The organism is Candidatus Poriferisodalis sp. (genome assembly GCF_965208925.1).
Lineage (GTDB): Bacteria > Actinomycetota > Acidimicrobiia > Acidimicrobiales > Poriferisodalaceae > Poriferisodalis.
This window is the reverse complement of sequence record NZ_OZ242364.1, coordinates 1,172,329-1,194,029: the sequence shown is the minus strand read 5'-3', so window position 1 is coordinate 1,194,029 and position 21,701 is coordinate 1,172,329. Positions and strand designations below refer to the sequence as shown.

21 protein-coding genes and 1 tRNA gene are annotated in these 21,701 nt (G+C 67.1%); 5 read left to right on the top strand and 17 right to left on the bottom strand.

Annotated elements, in window-relative coordinates; genetic code table 11:
* Nucleotides 1–9: 9 nt before the first annotated feature.
* Nucleotides 10–411: a hypothetical protein gene (locus tag ACOGI5_RS05210; RefSeq protein ID WP_419863394.1), complete on the top strand. Its 402-nt coding sequence runs from the start codon at nt 10–12 to the stop codon at nt 409–411.
* 60 nt (nt 412–471) lie between these two features.
* On the opposite strand, the gene purQ is transcribed toward ACOGI5_RS05210, so the two are convergent.
* The 12 genes from purQ to dnaK all read right to left on the bottom strand — a co-directional run bounded on the left by purQ (nt 472) and on the right by dnaK (nt 13,633).
* On the bottom strand, nt 472–1,194 hold the full coding sequence (gene purQ, locus ACOGI5_RS05205) for a phosphoribosylformylglycinamidine synthase subunit PurQ (RefSeq protein WP_419863393.1): 723 nt from the start codon (nt 1,192–1,194) through the stop codon (nt 472–474).
* A gap of 7 nt (nt 1,195–1,201) precedes the next feature.
* The gene (gene purS, locus ACOGI5_RS05200; protein WP_419863392.1) at nt 1,202–1,474 is read right to left on the bottom strand and encodes a phosphoribosylformylglycinamidine synthase subunit PurS; all 273 of its coding nucleotides are present in this window, start codon (nt 1,472–1,474) and stop codon (nt 1,202–1,204) included.
* A complete protein-coding gene (locus tag ACOGI5_RS05195) occupies nt 1,471–2,376 on the bottom strand; it encodes a phosphoribosylaminoimidazolesuccinocarboxamide synthase (RefSeq protein ID WP_419863391.1) in 906 nt (301 codons plus the stop codon). Before ACOGI5_RS05195 ends, purS begins: the two co-directional genes overlap by 4 nt.
* 57 nt (nt 2,377–2,433) lie before the next feature.
* On the bottom strand, nt 2,434–3,864 hold the full coding sequence (purB, locus tag ACOGI5_RS05190) for an adenylosuccinate lyase (RefSeq protein WP_419863390.1): 1,431 nt from the start codon (nt 3,862–3,864) through the stop codon (nt 2,434–2,436).
* A 23-nt stretch (nt 3,865–3,887) separates the two neighbouring features.
* Nucleotides 3,888–4,334, bottom strand: coding sequence for a 5-(carboxyamino)imidazole ribonucleotide mutase (purE, locus tag ACOGI5_RS05185; RefSeq protein WP_419863389.1), 447 nt, complete (start codon nt 4,332–4,334; stop codon nt 3,888–3,890).
* Nucleotides 4,335–4,437: 103 nt separating this feature from the next.
* The gene (purD, locus tag ACOGI5_RS05180) at nt 4,438–5,709 is read right to left on the bottom strand and encodes a phosphoribosylamine--glycine ligase (protein ID WP_419863388.1); all 1,272 of its coding nucleotides are present in this window, start codon (nt 5,707–5,709) and stop codon (nt 4,438–4,440) included.
* Between the two features lie 43 nt (nt 5,710–5,752).
* On the bottom strand, nt 5,753–7,033 hold the full coding sequence (locus ACOGI5_RS05175) for an adenylosuccinate synthase (RefSeq protein WP_419863387.1): 1,281 nt from the start codon (nt 7,031–7,033) through the stop codon (nt 5,753–5,755).
* Between the two features lie 113 nt (nt 7,034–7,146).
* Nucleotides 7,147–9,750 carry an ATP-dependent Clp protease ATP-binding subunit gene (locus ACOGI5_RS05170; protein ID WP_419865436.1) on the bottom strand — a complete coding sequence of 868 codons (2,604 nt, stop codon included), beginning with the start codon at nt 9,748–9,750 and terminating at the stop codon, nt 7,147–7,149.
* A gap of 107 nt (nt 9,751–9,857) precedes the next feature.
* Nucleotides 9,858–10,259, bottom strand: a complete 402-nt coding sequence (locus ACOGI5_RS05165; RefSeq protein ID WP_419863386.1) for a heat shock protein transcriptional repressor HspR — start codon at nt 10,257–10,259, stop codon at nt 9,858–9,860.
* Nucleotides 10,260–10,289: 30 nt separating this feature from the next.
* A complete protein-coding gene (locus ACOGI5_RS05160; protein WP_419863385.1) occupies nt 10,290–11,273 on the bottom strand; it encodes a DnaJ C-terminal domain-containing protein in 984 nt (327 codons plus the stop codon).
* A gap of 9 nt (nt 11,274–11,282) precedes the next feature.
* Nucleotides 11,283–11,819: a nucleotide exchange factor GrpE gene (locus tag ACOGI5_RS05155; RefSeq protein ID WP_419863384.1), complete on the bottom strand. Its 537-nt coding sequence runs from the start codon at nt 11,817–11,819 to the stop codon at nt 11,283–11,285.
* A complete protein-coding gene (dnaK, locus tag ACOGI5_RS05150) occupies nt 11,816–13,633 on the bottom strand; it encodes a molecular chaperone DnaK (RefSeq protein ID WP_419865435.1) in 1,818 nt (605 codons plus the stop codon). Before dnaK ends, ACOGI5_RS05155 begins: the two co-directional genes overlap by 4 nt.
* A 177-nt stretch (nt 13,634–13,810) precedes the next feature.
* On the opposite strand from dnaK, the gene gpmA reads away from it, so the two are divergent.
* Complete coding sequence (gene gpmA, locus ACOGI5_RS05145) at nt 13,811–14,530, top strand: 2,3-diphosphoglycerate-dependent phosphoglycerate mutase (RefSeq protein ID WP_419863383.1); 720 nt, start codon at nt 13,811–13,813, stop codon at nt 14,528–14,530.
* 188 nt (nt 14,531–14,718) lie between these two features.
* Here gpmA and ACOGI5_RS05140 read toward each other — a convergent pair whose 3' ends face one another.
* On the bottom strand, nt 14,719–15,072 hold the full coding sequence (locus ACOGI5_RS05140) for a P-II family nitrogen regulator (RefSeq protein WP_419551321.1): 354 nt from the start codon (nt 15,070–15,072) through the stop codon (nt 14,719–14,721).
* A 185-nt stretch (nt 15,073–15,257) separates the two neighbouring features.
* Between ACOGI5_RS05140 and ACOGI5_RS05135 the strand changes: the two genes are divergently transcribed.
* Both ACOGI5_RS05135 and ACOGI5_RS05130 read left to right on the top strand, forming a co-directional pair.
* Entirely contained in the window at nt 15,258–15,689 is a 432-nt protein-coding gene (locus tag ACOGI5_RS05135) for a Crp/Fnr family transcriptional regulator (protein WP_419863382.1), read from the top strand.
* A 96-nt stretch (nt 15,690–15,785) separates the two neighbouring features.
* Nucleotides 15,786–17,963, top strand: a complete 2,178-nt coding sequence (locus ACOGI5_RS05130; RefSeq protein WP_419863381.1) for a heterodisulfide reductase-related iron-sulfur binding cluster — start codon at nt 15,786–15,788, stop codon at nt 17,961–17,963.
* 36 nt (nt 17,964–17,999) lie between these two features.
* Here the strand turns inward: ACOGI5_RS05130 and ACOGI5_RS05125 are convergent, their stop codons facing one another.
* Together ACOGI5_RS05125 and dcd are read right to left on the bottom strand one after the other, a co-directional pair.
* Nucleotides 18,000–19,280 (bottom strand): branched-chain amino acid ABC transporter substrate-binding protein, encoded by a 1,281-nt coding sequence (locus tag ACOGI5_RS05125; RefSeq protein WP_419863380.1) that lies wholly within the window; start codon nt 19,278–19,280, stop codon nt 18,000–18,002.
* Nucleotides 19,277–19,855 (bottom strand): dCTP deaminase, encoded by a 579-nt coding sequence (gene dcd, locus ACOGI5_RS05120; RefSeq protein WP_419863379.1) that lies wholly within the window; start codon nt 19,853–19,855, stop codon nt 19,277–19,279. The genes ACOGI5_RS05125 and dcd overlap by 4 nt, the downstream gene beginning before the upstream one ends.
* A gap of 40 nt (nt 19,856–19,895) precedes the next feature.
* Here dcd and ACOGI5_RS05115 point away from each other — a divergent pair.
* Nucleotides 19,896–19,966 (top strand) — tRNA-Gly (locus tag ACOGI5_RS05115).
* Between the two features lie 4 nt (nt 19,967–19,970).
* Here ACOGI5_RS05115 and ACOGI5_RS05110 read toward each other — a convergent pair.
* Both ACOGI5_RS05110 and dnaB read right to left on the bottom strand, forming a co-directional pair.
* A complete protein-coding gene (locus ACOGI5_RS05110; protein WP_419863378.1) occupies nt 19,971–20,234 on the bottom strand; it encodes a hypothetical protein in 264 nt (87 codons plus the stop codon).
* A gap of 3 nt (nt 20,235–20,237) precedes the next feature.
* The gene (gene dnaB, locus ACOGI5_RS05105; protein WP_419863377.1) at nt 20,238–21,599 is read right to left on the bottom strand and encodes a replicative DNA helicase; all 1,362 of its coding nucleotides are present in this window, start codon (nt 21,597–21,599) and stop codon (nt 20,238–20,240) included.
* Between the last annotated feature and the right edge of the window lie 102 nt (nt 21,600–21,701).

The window sequence follows — 21,701 nt, the reverse complement described above, 5'->3', positions numbered from 1 at the left end:
ACAGACGTCATGAGCGAACGAACAATGTCCGACGAACATAAGGCGGCTATTGCCGCGGGTCGCATCGAGGCCGCAGCGGTGCGGGATTATCTTGAGGCCCTCGAAACCCACCGGCCTCGTCCCGGCCGCAGGCAGAGTGCGGAGTCGCTGAACGCCAAGAAAGATGCAATCGATGCCCAGATTGCCGACGCAAAGCCGATCAAGCGCTTGCTCCTGATGCAAGAGCGCCGGGATGTCGAGGCGGCTATCGAAGCGCTGCAGGTCGAACCCGATATGGCCTCGGTCGAAGAAGGTTTTGTTGCCCATGCTTCCAACTACGGGCAGCGCAAGGGAATCCAGTACGCCACATGGCGAGAGTTCGGCGTTCCGGCCGACATGCTCGCCCGTGCGGGCATCACACGGGGCGGCTGACACTTCAGATCCCCCCGCTCTCGGTGAGCGAAACTCGAGCCATTGCTGACCGACGCCTCTTCATGCCGCGTGGTGACTGCCAGCTTGACGAGCGCTCGCTGCCGCATAGAGCAATGCTTCGAGCAACTTTCGGCCGTCAGTAGAACCCAATAGCTCAGACGTGGCCCGCTCCGGATGGGGCATCAAACCCACCACATTGCCCGATTCGTTGCATATGCCGGCGATGTCATCCACTGAACCATTCGGGTTGTCCACATAGCGCATCACGACCTGGCCGTTCGCACGCAAACGGTGCAATGTCGCGCCGTCGCATACATAGTTCCCTTCAAAGTGATTGATGGGAATGCTCAGTTCCTCCGAAGGTGACAGCCCGTATCCCAATACATGATTCACCGACGCCATGATCAACTGCTGCGACTGGCACAGGAACGAAAGCCCGGCATTGGGTCGCAGTGCTCCGGGCAGCAAACCAGCCTCGGTCAGTACTTGGAATCCATTGCAAATGCCGACCACGGGACCGCCAGCGCCCGCGAATGACGTCACTGCATCCATGATCGGTGAGAAACGGGCGATTGCGCCGGTACGCAGGTAATCGCCGTGCGCGAATCCACCGGGAATGACGACAGCATCAACACCGCCCAGCGAGGTTTCGTCACTGCGCAGGAGCGTTGCCCGCGCTCCCATCTCGGCCAGAGCGTCGAGCGTGTCGAGATCGCAGTTCGTGCCGGGGAATTGGACGACGCCGACTGAGACATTCATTGGCACATTCATGGCCGCACTCATGTGGCGCTCACAGGCTGTGCTCCTGCGCCGCAGCACGCAGCTCGATGCGGGCATCCTCGATCACCGGGTTCGCCAGCAGGCGATCGCACATCTGCTCGGTCACCGAACGGGCTTCGGACGCATCCGCTGCGGTGACCTCCAGGCGGATGGCTTTGCCGACCCTGACGCCGCTCACGCCCGCAAATCCGAGCGCTGCGAGGGCTCGCTCGATCGTGGTGCCGGCGGGATCGGCAATCTCGGCGCGTGGCGAGACTTCCACCAGCACATCCCAGCGATTCATGAAGCGGTGGCTCCCGCCGATACGCCAGAGTGCGCCAGCCAGTCGTCGAACGACTCGCCGGTCAGCGTCTCGTATGCCTCGATGTAGCGAGCACGGGTGGCGGCAACCACCTCATCGGTGAGCGGCGGCGGGGGCGGCTCCTTGTTCCAGCCAGTGGCCTCGGTGGCGTCGCGCACCGGCTGCTTGTCGAGCGACGGCGGCGATGCACCGGGCTGCCAGTGATCCTTGGGCCAGAAACGAGACGAGTCGGGTGTGAGCCACTCGTCGGCAACAACCAGGTCGCCGTCCACATAGCCCAGCTCGAATTTGGTGTCCGCGATGATGATCCCCCGCTCGGCCGCATGGGCAGCGGCCGTGCTGTATGCATCGACGCACACTCGGCGCGCGGCTGCGGCTGCGTCGGCACCGACCAGCTCAGCGGCCGCGGCAAACGAGATGTTCACGTCGTGCCCGTCGATTGCCTTGGTGGACGGCGTGAAGACTGGATCGGGGAGCTGCTGCGATTCGAGCAGGCCGGCTGGCAGCGGCTCGTCGTGCATGGTGCCGCGCTCGCGGTATTCCTTCCATGCCGAACCGGTGATGTACCCGCGCACGATGCACTCGATCGGCAGCATCTCCGCCTGGCGAACGAGGAGCGCTCGACCAGCCCATTCGGATCGTCGTGCTGCAGCCGGGAAGTCGGCAGGGTTGGCTGAGACCACATGGGTCGGCGCGATGTCGCCGAGCCACGTCGACCACCAGGCCGTCATGGCCGTCAGCACTCGGCCCTTGTCGGGCACCGGTTCGTTGAACACGACGTCGAAGGCCGAGATGCGGTCGCTGGCGACCATCAACAGGTGCCTGTCGTCGACGCGGTACATCTCGCGCACCTTCCCGCGGTGGACCAGCTCAAGCTCGCTCACGTTGCCTCTCTTGTCATCGTCTCGCCTGTCATCGTTCGGCGCCACGCGCCGCTCGGCTCACAGCACCTCGCCTGGCTCGTAGTCGACGGCTGCGCCGTACCGCTCAGCTACCTTGCCCGCGGCAGCCACGAACTCGTCGACCTGGTCCGCAGCGCGGCCGCTGAACGACGCCGGATCCGCGAGCGCTGCCGCGACGACGTCGTCGCTGAGCCGCAGCTCGGGATCGGCCGCGATGCGAGCCGCGAGATCGTTGCGGTCGACGGTGCCCTCGCGCAGCGCCAGCACTGCGGCGGTCGCATGGGCGCCGATGCGCTCGTGCGCCTCCTCGCGGCCGGCACCCGCTGCCACGGCGGCGGCGAGCAGGCGGGTGGTGGCCAGGAACGGCAAGTATGCGGCCAGTTCTGCTTCGACCCGAGCCGGGAAGACCTCGAAGCCGTCCAGGACGCTGAAGGCAGTCTCCAGCGCTCCGTCAAGTGCGAAGAAAGCATCGGGGAGCACGATGCGGCGCACCACTGAGCAGCTCACATCCCCCTCGTCCCATTGGTCGCCGGCGAGCTGCGACGCCATCGTGAGGTGTCCGCGCAGGATGGTCACGAGGCCGGTGATTCGCTCGCACGAGCGGGTGTTCATCTTGTGCGGCATGGCAGACGAACCGACTTGGCCGGCAGCGAAACCCTCGGTGACCAGTTCCTGACCGGCGCCGAGGCGCACGCTGAGTGCCAAGTTGCCGAGCGGTGCCGCGGCGCCGACCAGCACCGCGACGACGTCGAGGTCGAGTGAGCGGGGATAGATCTGCCCAGCCGAACCGAGCACCCGGGCGAAGCCCAGCTCGGCGGCGAGGCGCCGCTCCAGGCGATCCACCGCCGCCGGGTCGTCACCTAACAGCTCCAGCATGTCCTGCTGGGTGCCGACTGGTCCGCGGATCCCTCGCAGCGGGTAGCGCGCCACGAGCTCGGTGATGCGCTCGAGCGACACGAGCGCCTCGGTGCCGATCGTGGCCCAGCGCTTGCCCAGCGTGGTTGCCTGCGCGGGCACATTGTGCGTGCGCGCGGTCATCACGAGGTCGCGGTGCGAACTCGCCAACGCGGCGATGCGCACGATGAAGGCCGCCATGCGTTGGGCGACCAGTCCCAATGCTGCAGCAACCTGGCACTGCTCGACATTCTCGGTGACATCGCGCGAGGTCATCGCGCGATGGATCTGCTCGTAGCCGGCAAGTGCGCAGAATTCCTCGATACGGGCCTTCACGTCGTGGCGCGTGATCCGTTCCCGCTCGGTGATCGAGTCGAGGTCGACCGTCTCGACGGCATTTCGGTACGCCTCCAGCGCGCCGTCTGGCACGTCGACGCCCGCATCTCGCTGAGCCTCAAGCACCGCGATCCACAACCGCCGCTCGAGGACGACCTTGCGGCGAGGCGACCACAGCTCGGCCATCTCCGCAGAGGCGTAGCGCGACGCCAGAACGTTGGGCACGACCTCGGGGCTCACGCCAGTCTCACCGTGACCCCGCCTCACCGGGCGCCAGCGGCGCGGAACTCGTCCAGGCGGGCAGCGAGCCCCGCATCTGTCACCGCCAGCATCTCCACGACGAGCACAGCCGCATTTGCCGAGCCGTTCACGGCAACGGTGGCAACCGGGATGCCCTTCGGCATCTGCACCGTCGACAGCAACGCATCGAGACCATCGGCGAGGCCGCCGCTGAGCGGCACGCCGATCACCGGCAAGGTGGTGTGCGCAGCCACTACGCCGGCCAGGTGCGCTGCCATGCCTGCCCCGCAGATGACCGCGGCGAATCCGGCGCCGCGCGCTCCGGTCGCGAACGACGCCACGGCTGCAGGTGTGCGATGGGCGCTCATCACCTCGGTCACGTGTTCGACGCCGAACCTGTCGAGCATCTCGGCGGCGGGCGCCATCTTCGACGCATCATTCGGCGAGCCCATCAAGATCGCGACCTTCATAGATGTATTCCTCTGTCACGCATCGACTTACCGTCTGAGTCTCGCCTCCCGGAGTCGGTGACGGGGCGATTTCCGAAGCACCCGCGGGCGCCCAGCGCCGTTCTCATCGGCGGAGCGCGGCGGCGGCTGCGGCCTCGGCCGCCGCGATGTCGTTTCGGTAGGTCATGCCCGGCCAGCTGAGCTGCCGCACGGCGTCGTAGGCGCGGTCGCGTGCCACTGAGACATCGGGCCCGCGGCCGCACACATTCAGCACCCGGCCGCCCCCGGTCACCAGCGATTCGGACGGAGTCTCCCGCCCGTCGCCGGCCCCGACGCCTGCGCAGAACACGGTGACGCCGGGAACTTCTCGCGCACGCTCGAGGCCTGCGATGACGTCGCCGGTGCGCGGCGCTGCCGGGTATCCCTCGGCGGCGCACACGACGCAGACCATGGCATCGTCGGAGACGACGACCTCGTCGATCAGCTCGCCCGCTGCGGCACCCGCCAAGAGCTGCGCGAGATCGTTCTCGACACGCGGCAGCGTGACCTGGGCCTCGGGATCGCCGAAGCGGACGTTGAACTCCAGCAGGCGGGGGCCGTCGGGCGTCAGCATGAAACCCGCGTAGAGCACGCCGCGGTAGTCGACGCCTCGCCGGATCAACTCGGTCAGCGTCGGCTCGAACGCCAGCGCGGCCAGCTCGACGCAGGCAGCCCGGTCGACATCGGCCAGCGGCGACACGCAGCCCATGCCGCCGGTGTTCGGCCCCGTGTCGCCGTCGCCGATGCGCTTGTGATCGCGCACCGCCGTGGGCAGCAGCACAGCGCGGCGGCCGTCGCAGAGCGCGAACAGCGACACCTCGGGGCCGCGCATTCCCTCTTCGATCACGATGCGGCGGCCGGCGTCCCCGAACGCGGTGCCGTCCAGCTTGGCGTCGACGTCAGCATGAGCTTCGGCCAGCTCGTCGGTGACCAGCACGCCCTTGCCCGCAGCGAGCCCGCTGGTCTTGACGACATAGGGCGGCGGCAGCGTCTCCAGGTAGGCGTGCGCTGCACGGCGGCCTGCGGGGTCACCGTCAAATGCGGCGTAGGCCGCCGTGGGCACACCGGCGGCGCTGACGACTTCCTTCATCCACGCCTTGGAGCTCTCCAGCGCCGCACCGTCGGCGCCTGGTCCGAAGACAAGCCGGCCGCTGGCCCGCAGGCGATCCGCCAGGCCGTCAGCCAGCGGCCCCTCAGGGCCGATGACATATAGGTCTGCGTCGATCTCGTCTGGGGCAGCGGAGGTGCTGCCGTCGATGCCGGGATTGCCTGGTGTGACGACGACATCGGCGGTTCGTGCGAGAGCGCTCGCAAACGCATGCTCACGCCCGCCCTGGCCCACCACACAGACCTTCATGGACGCTCCTGTGTCACGCGGCGCTGGGCCCAAACTTCGCAGCTCACGCTGCGAAGCGGATGTACTGCTCACGGCCGGGACCGACGCAGACGTACCGGATCGGCAGACCGAGCTGGCGTTCGAGGAACACGATGTAGTCGACGGCCTGGCGGGGCAGCTGCCAGCGTTCGGTGACCTTGTCGAGCGGGGTCTTCCAGCCGGGCAGCTCGGCGTAGATCGGTTGCGCGCGGTCGCACAGCGAGCGCAGGTGCGGCAGGTAGTCGTAGCGGCGGCCGTCCACCTCGTAGGCCACGCACACCTTGATGGTGTCGAGTTCATCGAGCACGTCGAGCTTGGTCAGTGCGATCTCGGTGCAGGCATTGAGACGGGCAGCCTGGCGCCCCATCACAGCGTCGAACCAGCCGCAGCGGCGCCGGCGGCCGGTGTTCGTGCCGAACTCGGCGCCGCGCCTCACCAACTCGTCGCCGACCTCGTCGTTCAATTCGGTCACGAACGGCCCCGAGCCGACCCGGGTCGTGTACGCCTTCGCAATGCCGATGACTTGATCGATCGCGCCGGGGCCGATGCCTGAGCCGACCAATGCGAAGCCCGCCACCGGGTTGGACGAGGTGACGAAGGGGTACGTGCCATGATCGAGGTCGAGGAATGTGGCTTGGGCGCCCTCGAACAGCACGCGCTCGCCCGCATGCAGCGCTTCGTGGAGCCAGCCCACGGTGTCGGCCACCAGCGGCGCCAGCCGCGGCGCAACTTCGGTGATGAGCTGGTCGGCCAGCTCATCGGGATCGACGCCGGGATGTTCGTACACCCGTTGCAGGTAGGCGTTGCGGTCGGCCAGCACGCTCAGCAACCGGGAGCGCAGCGTCATCGGCTCGAGCAGATCCTCGACGCGCAATCCGACCCGCGCCGCCTTGTCGGCATACGCCGGTCCGATGCCGCGCTTGGTGGTGCCGAGCTTCGCATCGCCGCGCTGCGCTTCGGCGAGCTCGTCGGCGATCTGGTGGTACGGAAGCACGAGATGCGCTGCCGGGCTGAGCATCAGCCGGCCGCAGTCGACACCCCGGCTTTGCAGCATGTCGATCTCGTCGATCAGCACCCACGGGTTGATCACCACGCCATTGCCGATGATCGGCGTCACGTGCTCGTACAGCACCCCGCTGGGAATGAGCTGCAGGGCGAATGCCTCGCCGTCGACGACGATCCTGTGCCCCGCGTTGTGGCCGCCCTGGTAGCGGACGACGTGCTGGCATTCCTTTGCGACGACGTCGACGATGCGGCCCTTGCCCTCATCGCCCCATTGCATTCCTACGACGATCGAGCCGGGCATGATTCAGCTGATCGCCCGCCGGCAGGATGCCTTGGTCGTCACCAAATCAGTCTAGGGAGTGACCCCTCCGGGACCGCCGGATTTCCGGCCGATTCGGCCAGCTAGAACGCTGTTCAAGAGGCTCTTGAGAGCGGTCCGAGATCGTCGGATGCCTCGGGTGCGATGCGTGCTGGTGCCGACGTCGTGCTGAGGCGGAACGAACCGTCGACGCTGTCCACCGCCACGGTGTCGCCGTCGGCGAAGGTGCCGTCGAGCAGACCGGAGGCCAGCGGGTCGGTCAGCTCGCGCTGGATCAGCCGACGAAGCGGCCGAGCGCCGTACGCGGGGTCATATCCACGGTTGGCGAGCAGCTCGGCGGCGGCTGCGGTCACGTCCAGCGTGATCTCGCGATCGATCAGGCGGGTGCGCAAGATCTCCAGCTGCCGTTCGGCAATCGCTGCCACGTCGCTGCGGCTGAGGGCGTCGAACCGCAGGATCTCGTCGACTCGGTTGATGAATTCCGGTGCGAAGAACTCCGCTGGGTCCACCGCCAGGTTCGACGTCATGATGAGCACGACGTTGGAGAAGTCCACAGTGCGTCCCTGGCCGTCGGTCAGCCTGCCGTCGTCGAGCACCTGCAGCAGCACGCTGAACACGTCGGTGTGTGCCTTCTCGATCTCGTCGAGCAGGACGACCGAGTACGGCCGGCGCCGGACCGCCTCGGTCAGCTGACCGCCGTCGTCGTGGCCGATATACCCGGGAGGTGCGCCGATGAGCCGGCTGACCGAGTGCCGTTCCAGATATTCCGACATGTCGATGCGAACCATGGCTCGCTCGTCGTCGAACAGCGCTTCGGCCAACGCACGCGCCAGCTCGGTCTTGCCAACACCGGTCGGACCCAGGAACAGGAAGCTCCCGATGGGCCGATCCGGCTCGCTCAGCCCGGCGCGGCTGCGCCGGATGGCATTGGCGACAGCGGCAACGGCATGTTGCTGACCGACGACCCGTACCGCCAGTGTCTCCTCTAGGTGCACCAGCTTGTGCACCTCTCCTTCGAGCAGCCGGCTCGTGGCGATGCCCGTCCAGCGCGACACCACCTCGGCGATGTCATTCGCGTCCACCTCTTCTCGCAGGATCCGCTTGCCTGCTTGCAGCCGTGTCAGCTCGGCGGCTGCTTCATCGAGCCGCCGGTGCGCCTCGGGCAATTGACCGAAGCGGATCTCCGCAGCTCGCTCAAGATCCGTCTCCCGTTCGACTGCGGCGGCCAGCGTCTCAGCTTCGGACTTCAGCGCCCGGATCTGATCGATCGCCGCTTTCTCCGCCTGCCAGTGCGCCTTGAGCCCGGCAACACGCTCGCGCTCAGACGCCAACTCCTCCGCTATTGCGTCGCGTCGCTGGTGTTCGTGCCGCTGGCTTCCGGAGGAACTGCTGCTGGACCCATTCGGTGATCCATTCGACGCTCCTTCGCCGCTCAGCGCCAGCTCCTCAATCTCGAGCTGGCGGATGCGCCGTTCGCACACATCGATCTCGAGCGGCACCGAGTCGATCTCGATCCGCAGGCGGCTGGCAGCCTCGTCCATCAGGTCGATGGCCTTGTCCGGCAGGAAACGCTCCCGCAGGTATCTATCCGACAGGGTGACCGCGGCAACCAGCGCTGCGTCGGTGATGCGCACGCCGTGGTGGACCTCGTAGCGCTCCTTCAGGCCGCGCAGGATGGCCACCGCATCGGTGACCGATGGCTCGCCCACATAGACGGGCGCGAAACGCCGTTCCAGTGCCGCGTCGTCTTCGACGTGCCGGCGGTACTCGTCGAGCGTCGTCGCGCCCACCAGTCGAAGCTGGCCCCGAGCCAGCAGCGGCTTGAGCATGTTGGCTGCGTCGAGCGAGCTGTCGCCGCCCGCGCCGGCGCCGACCAGCGTGTGCACCTCGTCCAGGAAGGTGATGATCTCGCCGTCGGACTCGACGATCTCGCCCAGTACCGCTTCGAGCCGCTCCTCGAACTCGCCGCGGTACTTGGCTCCTGCCACCATTGCAGCCAGATCCAGCGCAACGACACGCTTGTCCCGCAGGCCGTCGGGAACATCGCCCTCGGCGATGCGGCGGGCCAGACCCTCGACGATCGCCGTCTTCCCCACGCCTGGCTCGCCGATCAGGACAGGATTGTTCTTGGTGCGTCTCGACAGCACCTGAATGATCCGGCGGATCTCGTCATCGCGGCCGATGACGGGATCGAGCTTGTCATCGCGAGCCTCAGCCGTGAGATCGCGACCGAATCGCTCGAGTGCGTCATAGGAATTCTCCGGAGTCGGCGACGTGACCCGTGTGCTGCCGCGCAGCTCGCCGACCAGAGCCGCCAGCGCGTCGCGGTCGGCGTCGAGGTCGTCAGCGAGCGCCAGCAACAGGTGCTCGGTGGACAGGTAGTCGTCGCCCATCTGGAAGCGCTCCGCGTCGGCCGCCTGCAGCGCGTCGGCCAGTTCACGAGCGAGCCCGGGCTGTGGCTGAGTTTGCGTGCTGAAGCTGCGCGGCAGCCGCCCGAGGGCCTCCAGCGCGCGCGTACGCACGGCAGCCGGCTCGATGCCGGCGCGTGTGAGCACGGGGAGCACCAAGCCCTCTGGCTGAGATACAAGCGCCGCCAGCAGGTGCGCCCGGGTGATCTCGGGATGACCCTGGCTCTGCGCGGCGGCTGCCGCCGATGCCAGCGCCTCCTGGCACTTGTGCGTCAGCGGACTGGACGGCAGCGGACGGCTGCGGGCATCTGCGTCGTTGTTCATGATGTCAAGTTTAGCAGAAAACTTGACAATAAATGACTTAGATTTATTGATTCGACACTAGGTAACCGGGCGGCTCAGCCTCTGGGCCGCCGGATGAGATCGGTCTGCGGCAGCGGCACCAGGTCACGCCGGTACTGCCGGTGCGTCTCGGCCACCAGGTTGGCTGCATCGGCTTGCACGTCGGCCAGCTTGCGCTCGAGCGCCGCCACGCGTTCCTCCAGCTCCATCACCCGCTTGACGCCTGCCAGGTTGAGGCCCTCGCTGGTGAGCTGGCTGATGCGGTTGAGCATGGCAATGTCGCGGTCGCTGTAGCGGCGGCTGCCGCCGGAGGTGCGTGCGGGGGCCAGCAAGCCCTTGCGCTCATAGATCCGCAGCGTTTGAGCATGCACACCAGCGAGCTCGGCCGCCACCGAGATGACATAGAGCGCCCGGTTGCGCTCGGACGCAGATGGCGTTCGCCTTGGTTGTTCGCTCATGACGGTGTTCCTCGGTTCGTCCCCTGATTGCTATCGCTGTGCTCCTGCGGTGTCGGCGAATGTCGCCGGTTCCGGATCGGCCTCACGCTGGCGGCGGCCTGACCGTCCCTCGAAGTCGGTGACGTCGCGCAACGCCTCGATCGCTGCCTGCTCCGCCGACGACAGCTTCGTCGGCACCACGATGTCGACGCTCACCAGCAGATCGCCGGTGCCGCGGCGGGTGGTGACGCCGCGGCCACGCACCCGGAAGGTCTTGCCCGCCGGGGTGCCCGGCGGGATGCGCAGCGTCACCGCATTCCCGTCGAAGTCCAGCACCTTGACATCGGCCCCGAAGACGGCCTCGGGAAAGGTGATCGGCACGCTGACGGTGAGGTTGCGGCCGTCACGGCCGAAATCGGCGTCCGGTGCCACGTCGACCAGCACGAACAGATCGCCATTGGGCCCTCCGCCCGAGCCCGCCGAGCCCTTGCCCGCAAGCCTGATCCGCCCGCCGTCGTCGACTCCGGCGGGAATGCGCACCTTGACATGCCGCATCCCGCCCGTCGATGCGTCGGGCACAGCCACCTCCGTGACCGCTCCGGAGACCGCATCGCGAAATGAGATGCCGAGGCGGGTTTCGAGATCATGGCCGCGCATCGGCATGGACCCGCCGCGGCCAGCCCGCCCCCGGCCGTCACCGAAGAGGTTGCCGAAGATGCCGCCCAGATCGCCCAGATCCTCGATGCGGATGCTGAAGCCGCCCGGCCCCGATGCGAATCCGCCCATCTGCGGGCCGAGGCCAGCGGGCCCAAGGCGGCGCGCCTCGTCATACGCCGCGCGCTTGTCGGAGTCGCCGATGACGTCGTACGCCGCAGAGATCTGCTTGAAACGTTCCTCATCGCCGGCGCTCGAATCCGGATGGTGCTTGCGCGCGAGCTTCCGGTACGCCTTGGTGATGTCCTTGTCCGACGCATCGGACGAGATCCCCAATGCCGCGTAGTAGTCGGTTTCGAACCACTCGCGTCGCGGGTCCATCGTGGCCCCCTACCCCGCGCTCACCTGGACCATGGCAGCACGCAGCACACGGCCGTCGAAACGGAATCCGCTGCGCAACTCCGCGGTCACGACCTGGCGGCCGTCATCGGGTGCTTCCTCGATCGTCACCGCCTCGTGCTGGGTGGGGTCGAACGGCTCCCCGACGGAGTCGATTCGTTCGAGCCCCGCCTTGCCCAGGGCGACCATGAGCGACTGGCCCACGGCGGACACTTCGCTGTGCCCCTGAGCAGTGGCGGCGTCGCACCCGTCGAGCACCGGCAGCAGCGACTCGACCAAGCGGCTGACGCCGGCAGAGACCTGCTGGCGCCGCTCGGCTTCGACTCGCTTCCGGTAGTTCTGGAACTCCGCCCGTTGGCGCTGGAGCTGGTCCAGATAGTCGTCGCGCTCGGCCGTCACGGCATCGAGCTGTGACACCAGCTCCGCGCGCTCCGCCAGATCGTCCAGAGCCGGGTCGTCCGGGGCTGGCGGACTCTCGCCGACTGCTTCCACAGCCGCCGCATCGAGCTCGGTCTCGGTTTCGCTCACTTCTCCTCGTCCACGATCTCTGCGTCGACGACATCGTCGTCAGAACCGGCGCCCTCGGCATCAGTCGAGGTGTTCGCGGCCGCAGACTCGTACAGCTTCTGGCTGAACGCGCTGCTGGCGGCGGCGAGCGTCTCGGTGGCCGATCGGATGGCGTCGAGATCGTCACTCTCGAGCGCCTCGCTCGCGGCAGCCACCGCGGACTCCACGGGCTCCCGGTCGTCAGCGGAAACGCTGTCGCCTTGCTCGTCGAGCAGCTTGCGAGTCTGGTACACGAGCGTGTCCGCGTTGTTGCGGATCTCGGCCTCTTCCCGCCGGCGAGCGTCCTCCGCGGCATGTGCCTCGGCATCGGACACCATCCGCTCGATCTCTTCGGGAGACATCGCCGACTGCCCGGTGATGGTGATCGACTGCTCCTTGCCGGTCGCGCTGTCCTTCGCGGACACGTGGACGATGCCGTTCGCATCGATGTCGAACGCCACCTCGATTTGCGGGACGCCCCGCGGCGCCGGCGGCAGGCCGACGAGCTGGAACTTGCCCAGCGTCTTGTTGCCGGCCGCCATCTCCCGCTCGCCCTGCAGCACGTGGATCTCCACGGACGGCTGACCGTCCTCAGCAGTGGTGAACATCTCCGACCGGCGCGTCGGGATCGTGGTGTTGCGATCGATGAGGCGCGTCATCACGCCGCCCTTGGTCTCGATGCCCAAGCTGAGCGGTGTGACGTCCAGCAGCAACACGTCGGTGACGTCGCCCTTGAGCACGCCGGCCTGGATGGCGGCACCTACCGAGACCACCTCGTCGGGATTCACACCCTTGTGAGGCTCACGGCCCGTGAGCTCGGTCACCAGCTTCTGCACGGCGGGCATGCGCGTGGAACCGCCCACCAGGATCACGTGATCGATGTCGGCCTTTGCCAATCCCGCGTCGTTGATGGCCTGCTCGAAGGGGGCCCGGCAGCGCTTCAGCAAGTCGAACGTCAGCTCCTCGAACTTGGACCGGCTCAGCTCGTAGTCGAGGTGGAGGGGGCCGCTGTCGGTTGCCGTGATGAACGGCAGGTTGATCTGGGTGGTCTGCTTGGACGACAGGTCCTTCTTGGCCTGCTCGGCCGCCTCCCGCAACCGCTGGCAGGCCATCGCATCGGTGCTCAGGTCGACCCCGTGGTCGCCCTTGAATGACGCCGCCAGCCACGCGACCACAGCTGCGTCCCAGTCGTCGCCGCCGAGGTGGGTGTCGCCGGCGGTGGACTTCACCTCGAAAACGCCGTCGCCGATCTCGAGCACTGACACGTCGAAGGTGCCGCCGCCGAGGTCGAACACCAGGATCGTCTGGTCTTCGGTTTCCTTGTCGAGGCCGTACGCCAGCGCAGCGGCAGTGGGCTCGTTGATGATGCGCAGCACCTCGAGGCCGGCGATCTTGCCGGCCTCCGTCGTGGCGGTTCGCTGCGCGTCGTCGAAGTACGCGGGCACGGTGATGACCGCTTCCGTCACCGTGTCACCGAGGTACTGCTCGGCGTCGAGCTTCAGCTTCTGCAGCACTCGAGCCGAGATCTCCTGCGGCGTGTAGTTCTTGTCGTCGATGGACTTGCCCCAGGTAGTGCCCATGTGCCGCTTGACCGAGGCAATGGTCCGGTCGGGATTGGTGACCGCCTGCCGCTTGGCGACCTCGCCGGTCAACACCTCGCCGTTGCGGGCGAAGGCCACTACCGACGGGGTTGTGCGGTCGCCTTCAGCGTTGGCAATGACGGCGGGCTCGCCGCCCTCCATCGCAGCCACCACCGAGTTCGTGGTTCCGAGGTCAATTCCGACAGCCTTGGGCATCATGGTGCCTTTCATCGTGAGGCATCCCGACCGAGACTGGCCAGGAACGTGGATTGGTAGTACAGACAAGCATATAAATTGAGTGTCTTACTAGCAACTTCTCTAAGTGATGCTACCGGCAACGGTGCCAAAATGGTGTCGTAGCGGCGGGGCGCCCGCGGGCTACCTTGCACGCCTATGGCATCGGCCCGCGAGACGCACACGCTCGTGCTCCTGCGTCACGGCCAGAGCGCTTGGAATCTCGAGAACCGCTTCACCGGCTGGTGGGATGTCGGGCTGACTGATGAAGGGCACGCCGAAGCTCATGCCGCCGGCGAGGCACTCCTGGCGGCCGCCATCGAACCCGACGTCGTGCACACGTCGCTCCTCCGGCGCGCCATACAGACTGCCAACGCGGCGCTCGACGTGATGGGCCGCGGATGGCTGCCGGTGCGACGCCACTGGCGTCTGAACGAGCGGCACTACGGAGCGCTCACGGGTCTGAACAAGGCCGAGATGGCTGAACGGCACGGCGCCGACCAGGTTCACCTCTGGCGCCGCAGCTACGACGTGCCTCCGCCGCCGATGCCCGACGACCATGAATTCGGCGTCGGCGGCGATCCGCGTTACGCCGAGCTGGGAGAAGGCGTGCCGCGCACCGAGTGTCTGGCCGACGTCGTGACCAGGCTGCTGCCCTACTGGCATGACGGCATAGCGCCCGATCTTCAGTCGGGACGCACCGTCCTGGTGGCAGCCCACGGGAACAGCCTGCGGGCGCTGGTGAAGCACCTCGACGGCATCGGCGACTCCGAGATCGCCGATCTCAACATCCCCACCGGCGTGCCCCTGGTGTACGAGCTCGACGCCGACCTCGAGGTCGCGACCGCTCAATCAGTAGAGGACCGCTACCTCCGCTGAGCAGCGCCCAGCGAACACCAGACGAATAGCGGCGAGGGCGGCAGTGAACTCTGCGACGTTGCGACCGGTTCCCTGCTGGATGCAACGCAATACGTCGATGACGTCGACGAGAAATGCGGTGAGGTTCGCATCTCTCGCCTGCCGGATCGCGGGAGCAGAGGGCACTGCCGCCCTCGCCGCGGGCAGCATTACAGGGCGTCGATGCCGCGCTCGCCGGTGCGGATGCGCACAACGCTGTTGACGGAGGTGACCCACACCTTGCCGTCGCCGATGCGCTCGGTGCGGGTGGATTCGACAATGGCATCCACCACCCGCTCAGCCAACTCGGTCGCGACCAGCACCTCGATGCGGACTTTCGGAATGAAGTCCACGTGGTACTCGGTGCCCCGGTAGGTCTCGGTATGGCCGCCCTGACGGCCGAACCCCCGGACCTCCGACGCGGTCAGCCCGGTGATGTCAAGGTCCCGCAGCGCCTCCAGCACCATCTCGAGCCGGTGTGGCTTGATGACCGCTGTCACCATTGCAACCGACGCCTCAACCATTGCGCCCTCCCGACTCAGCCTCCTTAGCGTCGCACGCCGTAGGGTCGATTGCACGCAACCTGCCCGATGAATGGGCGGCGGGCGCTAGTCTCTGGCGCGTCTTGGGGGCCGGGCGCATGCTACGGTCCGGCGCTTGTGGGCCAGCCAGCCCCGGCGCAAAAGGCCACGGCGGCAAGGAGCGGGATATGTCGGTAGCGAATCGTGCGGAGAGTCTTCGTGAAGTTGATCTGTTCTCCGACTGCAGCAAGAAGGAACTCCAACACATCGCACGCAAGGCTGAGCAGGTCGATTTCACGGCCGGCGACAACATCGTGGAGGAGGGCAGCGGCGGCTCGATGGCCGGCTATGCCTTCGTGATCGTGCACGGCACGGCGGTCGTTCGGCGCAACGGGCGCAAGGTCGCCGAGATCGGCCCGGGTGAGTCCATCGGCGAGATGGCGCTCTTCGACGACGGCCCGCGCACCGCGTCGGTGGTGGCTGCCACCGACATGGAGACGATCATGCTGTCGAGGCGGGAGCTGAAAGGCATCATCGACAGCACCCCGTCGGTGGCTCACAAGCTGCTGTCGGAGCTGGCCGGTCGCCTGCGCAAGGCAAATCGCAAGCTCTACGGCTGAATCACACGTCGCCACCTGACGGCATGGTGAGCCCGCGGGCGCCGCTGGCGTTCGAGGCTCCCGGCCGTCGCAAGCACGTCAGCTAACTTCGCCAGCGTGAGCAAGCCGCCTCTGCGACCGCACCAGCTCGTACTGGGCATCGGCGTCGCATTCGCGCTGATTACCGCTGCGTCTGGCATTGCGGCAGCCGCCTTCGGATTCCACGAAGACACTGACGCCGCGCATCGCGAGGTGTTCGGCAATGTGCCGGGCGGAGTCAAGTTCGCGTTCTACGCCTTGACGTGCGTGCTGATCGTCTACGGGGCATGGAACTTCGCGCAGCGCACGCGCAACTGGCAGCGCGGCGCACCCGACCGGCGCTCCACCACGGCCTCCAACGCCCGGCGGCGGCTGGGTGACTACCGCGGCGGCGTGCTCATGCAGACGCTGCTGCGCGACCCGGCCGCAGGCGTGATGCATGCGCTGCTCTACTACGGCTTCCTGGTGCTGCTGGCGGTCACCACCACGCTCGAGATCAACCACCAGCTGCCGACGGCTGCGAAGTTCCTCGTCGGCCCCACCTACCAGGGCTTCAGCTTCGTCGGCGATCTGGCGGGAGCGATCTTCCTGATCGGAGCGGTGTGGGCGATCGTGCGCCGGTACGCCGCGCGCCCGTACCGCATCCGGATCAAGTCGCGGCCCGAGCACATGGTGATCCTGATCGTGCTCGCCGCGCTCGGCGCCACCGGGTTCGTGGCCGAGGCCATGCGCATTGTCATCGACGGCCGGCCCGCATACGAGCAGTGGTCGTTCATCGGCTACCCGCTGTCGGCTGCGTTCGACGGTCTTGCCAATATCCGCGGCTGGCACCAGGCGTGGTGGATCGCCCACGTGGGTTGCTTCATGGCGTTCCTGGTGATGCTGCCCATCACCATGCTGCGGCACATGTTCACCTCGCCGCTCAACATGTATCTGCGCGACCGCGAGCGGCCCAAGGGCGCTATGCGCATGGTGCCCGACCTGATGGAGGCCGAGGACATCGAGACCATCGGCGTGTCGATGGTGAACGAGTTCACCTGGAAGCAGCTGCTCGACACCGACGCCTGCACGATGTGCGGCCGCTGCACCGCGGTGTGCCCCGCCCACGCCACGGGCAAGCCGCTCGATCCCCGCGAGATCGTGCTGAAGACCGGCGAGATCATGGCGGCAACCGGGGAGCACGGCGGGGTGACGCCGCCGATCGGCACCGATGCCGAGATCACTGTGGCGGCGGACTCGGTCTTCGAGCGGATCACCCATGAAGAGCTCTGGGCATGCACGACCTGCAAGGCGTGCGACGAGAACTGCCCGGTGAACATCGAGATCCTGGACAAGATCCTCGACATGCGCCGCTACCTGACGCTGATGGAGAGCGAGTTTCCCGCCGAGCTGGGCGGCGCCTTCCGCGGCATGGAGAACAACGCCAACCCGTGGAACCTCAACAACGGCGAGCGGGCCGACTGGGCTGACGGTCTCGATGTCGAGGTGGTCGACACGGATGATCCCTTCGACCACGAGTATCTGTACTGGGTGGGCTGCGCCGGATCGTTCGACGACAAGAACCGCCGGGTCTCGGTGGCCACGGCGAAGCTGCTGCGGCGTGCCGGGGTCGACTTCGCCATCCTGGGGCCGGGCGAGAACTGCACCGGCGACAGCGCGCGGCGCTCGGGCAACGAGTACCTGTTCCAGATGCTCGCTGCGGAGAACATCGCGGCGCTCAACGGCATGGGCGTTCGCAAGATCATCACCCAGTGCCCGCATTGCTTCAACACGCTGCGCAATGAGTACCCGCAGTACGGCGGGAATTGGGAAGTCATCCACCACGCCCAGTTCCTCGAGCAGCTCGTGGCCGACGGACGGCTGGATCTGTCAGAAGCGCGGCTGGACGAGCGGGTCGTCTACCACGACTCGTGCTACTTGGGCCGCCACAACGACGTCTACCTGGCACCGCGCAATGTCATTGGCAGTCTCGGCGGCGTGGAGATCGTGGAGGCCCCCCGGAACGGCACGAAGGGCATGTGCTGCGGGGCCGGCGGCGCACGCATGTGGATGGAGGAGACCATCGGCACCAAGGTCAACGACGAGCGCTCGCGGGAGCTGCTCGACACCGGCGCTGACCGCATCGCCACGGCGTGCCCGTTCTGCTTCATCATGATCGACGACGGCGTGAAGGGTCACGGCGTGGAGGACGACGAAGTCAAGGTCGCCGACATCTCCATCCACCTCATCGACGCCCTCGAAGCTGCCGACGACTGACCGACGGCATCTGAGCCGGTCCAGACTGCAGATCGCTCAGCGGCTGTATTCGAAGACCACGTTGCCGGCCGCGGAGGCGGGATCGGCTGGATCGAGATGCTGGTAGACCGCGATGCGAGCAGCGCCGCAGTCGCCGAATGCATCGCAGGCGAGCATTCCGGTGAGGGCGTCGTAGCCGTCGGTCGCCGAGAGGTGATCTCGCAGCGCCGCACGCTCGATGACGAGGACCCCGTCGTCAAGGTGTGACGCACGCTCGATGGCGTCGAGCAACAGCGTTGTGGCATCGTACGCCTGAGGCCAGTACGAGCCGGCGGACACCTCGCCGATATCGGCGGCAAGGCGGCTCCGCACGTCGGCCACACCCTGGCCGGTGGACTCGTTGACGTCGTCACCGTGACGGGCATCGCGGCCCGCGAGATAGAGGCCAGCCGAACGTTGCTCGCTCAAGTACTCGTTGCCGAAGAAATCCGAGGTGATCACCGTCGCTGAAATCGTGCCGAGAGCATCAGTAGGGCGATGCTGCAGGACTTCGCTGGCCTCATCCGGGAACAGCGTGATGAGCACCGCCTCGGGTTCGCTCTCGACCACGGAGTCCCACGTCGCGGCGTGGCTGGCAGCCTGGCGATGAATGCTCGCCGACGCCGTGACGGTGCCGCCGCGCTCGCTGAATGCATCGGCGAACGCTGTCGCGAGCCCTTCGGTGTACGGGTCGCCGTCGTGGATTGCTGCCGCCCGGCGAAGGCCCAATTCGAGGAACAAGAAATCTGCCACGGCTCTGCCGACGTGCAGATCGTTGTGAGCCGTGCGGTAGTAGCCGACCTGGCGATGCTCGCCTGCGTTGCCGGCCAAGTCGGAGGTCAGCCCTGGCGCAGTGTTCGACGGCGAGATCATCACCAGCCCCGCCTCGGTCAATAGCGGCGCGGCCGCGATGGCGGCAACTGAGCACTGTGTCCCGATCACGCCGATCACCGACTCGGTTCGCAGCACGGTGCGGGCTGCCCGCCGACCGCCCGCATCCGAGCATTCGCCGTCGAGCCCGGCGCCCACCTCCACGTCAAACTGCCCGTGCAGTGGGCCGTAGTCATCCACTGCCATGCGGACCGCGAGATACACGGGCGATTCGGTGTCCGGCGAACCGCCGAGCGCGCTGATCGAGCGAATCTGCACGGCCTCATCACCCGCCACTCGCACCTCGCCCAGCGGGCCGGCCGATCTGTCCTCATCGGCCGCTGCATCGGTGCCGTTCGAGCACGCGCCCGCCAGCACGACGGCCGCAACCAGACCGAGCGGTCGAGCGATGGCCGCAGCGCGCTTCACAGCATGCGCCGGGAGCGGAAGTTCTCGTGGTAGCGGCTTGGCGTGGGGCCTCGCTGGCCCCGGTACTTGGAGCCCAGCAGCTCGGCGCCGTAGGGGTGCTCAGCCGGCGTGGTCATCTCCATGAAGCTGATCTGGCAGATCTTCATGCTCGGGTACAGCGTGATCGGCAGGTTGGCCACGTTGGACAGCTCGAGGGTCAAGTAACCATCCCAGCCGGGATCCACGAATCCCGCCGTCGTGTGGATGAGCAGGCCGAGACGCCCGAGCGACGACTTGCCCTCGATGCGCCCGACAAGATCGTCGGGAACTGCCACGCGTTCGAGCGTGGAGCCCAGCGCGAACTCGCCCGGGTGCAGGATGAACGCGTCGCCCGCAGCGACCTCGACCTCCTCGGTCAGGTCGGTCTGGTCCTCGATGACGTCGATGACTCGGCGGGTGTGGTTGCGGAAGACCCGGAAGGTGGCATCCAACCGCAGATCCACCGACGAGGGCTGCACGGCTGCATCGCCCAGGGGTTCGATGACGATGCGGCCCTTCTCGAGTGCTTCACGGATGCTTCGGTCCGACAGGATCACCTCGGCTCCCTTCCATCTGAATAGGCTCCGGCCTCATTCCGCGGGTGTAGTTCAATGGCAGAACTTCAGCTTCCCAAGCTGATAACGGGGGTTCGATTCCCCTCACCCGCTCCCCTCACCCCGCCAGCAGCGTCGCCAGCGCCCAGATCGCCGCGACGAGTCCCACGAGTGCGAGCGGCACCGCACGCCGCGCCGGCGCTCGCACCGGTGCTCCCCCGTCGCCCGCACGCCGTGGACGCACCATGGCAGCGAGGTTGCCCACCAGCAGCGCGCCGCCCACTGCCAGCACGAGGTACGGGATGAGATCGTCGCCGAGGAACATCGCGCCGCCGTCAGCGGCCAGTAGCCCAGCGGAGCCTGCAACGAGGACCTCGACCATCGTTTACTCGTGCGCCATGTCGGCGAAGAGCGTGTACTGCGGCATGAACGCCAAGCGCGCGGTGCCGGTGGGCCCATTGCGGTGCTTCGCGACGATGATCTCGGCCATGCCTCGATCGGCAGTGTCCTCGTTGTAGATCTCGTCGCGATAGATGAACATCACGATGTCTGCGTCCTGCTCGATCGAGCCCGATTCACGCAGGTCCGACAGCATGGGCCGCTTGTCGCTGCGCGACTCCAGGTTCCGACTCAACTGGGAGAGCGCCACGATCGGCGTCTCCAGCTCGCGGGCCAGGATCTTGAGGCCTCGTGAGATCTCCGCGATTTCCACCTGGCGGTTCTCTGCGTTCGCGCGACCGCTCATGAGCTGCAGGTAGTCGACCACGATCAGTCCCAGGCCGCCCAGCCGGCTGCGCAACCGCCGGGCCTTGGCGCGAATCTCGGTGACGGTCACGTTCGGGTTGTCGTCGATCCACATCGGCGCGTCGCCCAAGCGACCCACGCTGCGTGTGATGTGGTTCCACTCGTCCGCGCGCAGCTGGCCCGTTCGCACCCGCGTGGCGTCGACCCGCGCATCGGAGGCCAGCAGCCGGCCCGTCAGCTCGGCATGGTTCATCTCCAGCGAGAAGAGCAGCACCGGCTGCTGCAAGTCCAAGGCCACGCTGGACGCCATCGTCAGCGCCAGCGACGTCTTGCCCATCGCGGGCCGAGCCCCCACGACGACCAGCGACGACGGCTGGATTCCCGCCAGGATTCGGTCGAGCGACGAGAAGCCGGTCGCCAAGCCGGAGAATGCATCGCCCCGCTCGTACAGCTCCTCCAGCCGGTCCAGGCTCTCGTCCAGCAAGTCGTGCAAGGACTGGGTGGAGTCGACGATGCGGCGCTCGGCCACGCTGAACACCAACGACTCCGCCTGGTCGATGGCTGCCGCCGTGTCATCGGGACGGCTGTGCGCCAGCTCCGAGATCTCCGACGAGACAGCGATCAAGCGGCGCAGCAACGCGGTGTCTTCCACGATGCGCGCATAGCGGTCGACGTGGGCCAGCGTGGGCGTGGCGGCTTCGAGCGTCAGCAGGCGCTCGGCGCCGCCTGCCGCAGCGAGATTGCCGCTGCGCTCAAGCTGATCGGCGACGGTGAGGCAGTCGACAGGTTCGGAGGAGACGTAGAGCGACTCGATCGCCTCGAACACGAGGCCGTTCGCGGGCACATAGAAGTGATCAACGGCGAGACGCTCGACAGCGGCGCCGATGGCGTCGTTCGAGAGCAGCATCGCCCCGAGCACCGATTCCTCGGCGTCGATGTTCTGCGGCGGGATCCGACCGCCGACTCGGCGCGCGACGTCGGTCGGCAGCTCCGCGAGACTCATCGCCCGCGATCCTGCCGCGCGGAGCCTCTGGAACGCTTGGGAACATCACTGGGATTTCCAGTGGAAATCGGGCTGGCCACGTGTGTACAAGCCGCCGTTTTT

Coding starts and splice junctions, on each gene's coding strand:
- dnaK (WP_419865435.1), bottom strand. CDS start 13,633: ATGCCCAAGGCTGTCGGAATTGACCTCGGAACCACGAACTCGGTGGTG.
- purQ (WP_419863393.1), bottom strand. CDS start 1,194: ATGAGTGCGGCCATGAATGTGCCAATGAATGTCTCAGTCGGCGTCGTC.
- ACOGI5_RS05135 (WP_419863382.1), top strand. CDS start 15,258: ATGTCGGTAGCGAATCGTGCGGAGAGTCTTCGTGAAGTTGATCTGTTC.
- purE (WP_419863389.1), bottom strand. CDS start 4,334: ATGAAGGTCGCGATCTTGATGGGCTCGCCGAATGATGCGTCGAAGATG.
- ACOGI5_RS05110 (WP_419863378.1), bottom strand. CDS start 20,234: ATGGTCGAGGTCCTCGTTGCAGGCTCCGCTGGGCTACTGGCCGCTGAC.
- ACOGI5_RS05140 (WP_419551321.1), bottom strand. CDS start 15,072: ATGGTTGAGGCGTCGGTTGCAATGGTGACAGCGGTCATCAAGCCACAC.
- ACOGI5_RS05160 (WP_419863385.1), bottom strand. CDS start 11,273: ATGGACCCGCGACGCGAGTGGTTCGAAACCGACTACTACGCGGCATTG.
- purD (WP_419863388.1), bottom strand. CDS start 5,709: ATGAAGGTCTGTGTGGTGGGCCAGGGCGGGCGTGAGCATGCGTTTGCG.
- ACOGI5_RS05175 (WP_419863387.1), bottom strand. CDS start 7,033: ATGCCCGGCTCGATCGTCGTAGGAATGCAATGGGGCGATGAGGGCAAG.
- purS (WP_419863392.1), bottom strand. CDS start 1,474: ATGAATCGCTGGGATGTGCTGGTGGAAGTCTCGCCACGCGCCGAGATT.
- ACOGI5_RS05210 (WP_419863394.1), top strand. CDS start 10: ATGAGCGAACGAACAATGTCCGACGAACATAAGGCGGCTATTGCCGCG.
- ACOGI5_RS05165 (WP_419863386.1), bottom strand. CDS start 10,259: ATGAGCGAACAACCAAGGCGAACGCCATCTGCGTCCGAGCGCAACCGG.
- dnaB (WP_419863377.1), bottom strand. CDS start 21,599: ATGAGTCTCGCGGAGCTGCCGACCGACGTCGCGCGCCGAGTCGGCGGT.
- gpmA (WP_419863383.1), top strand. CDS start 13,811: ATGGCATCGGCCCGCGAGACGCACACGCTCGTGCTCCTGCGTCACGGC.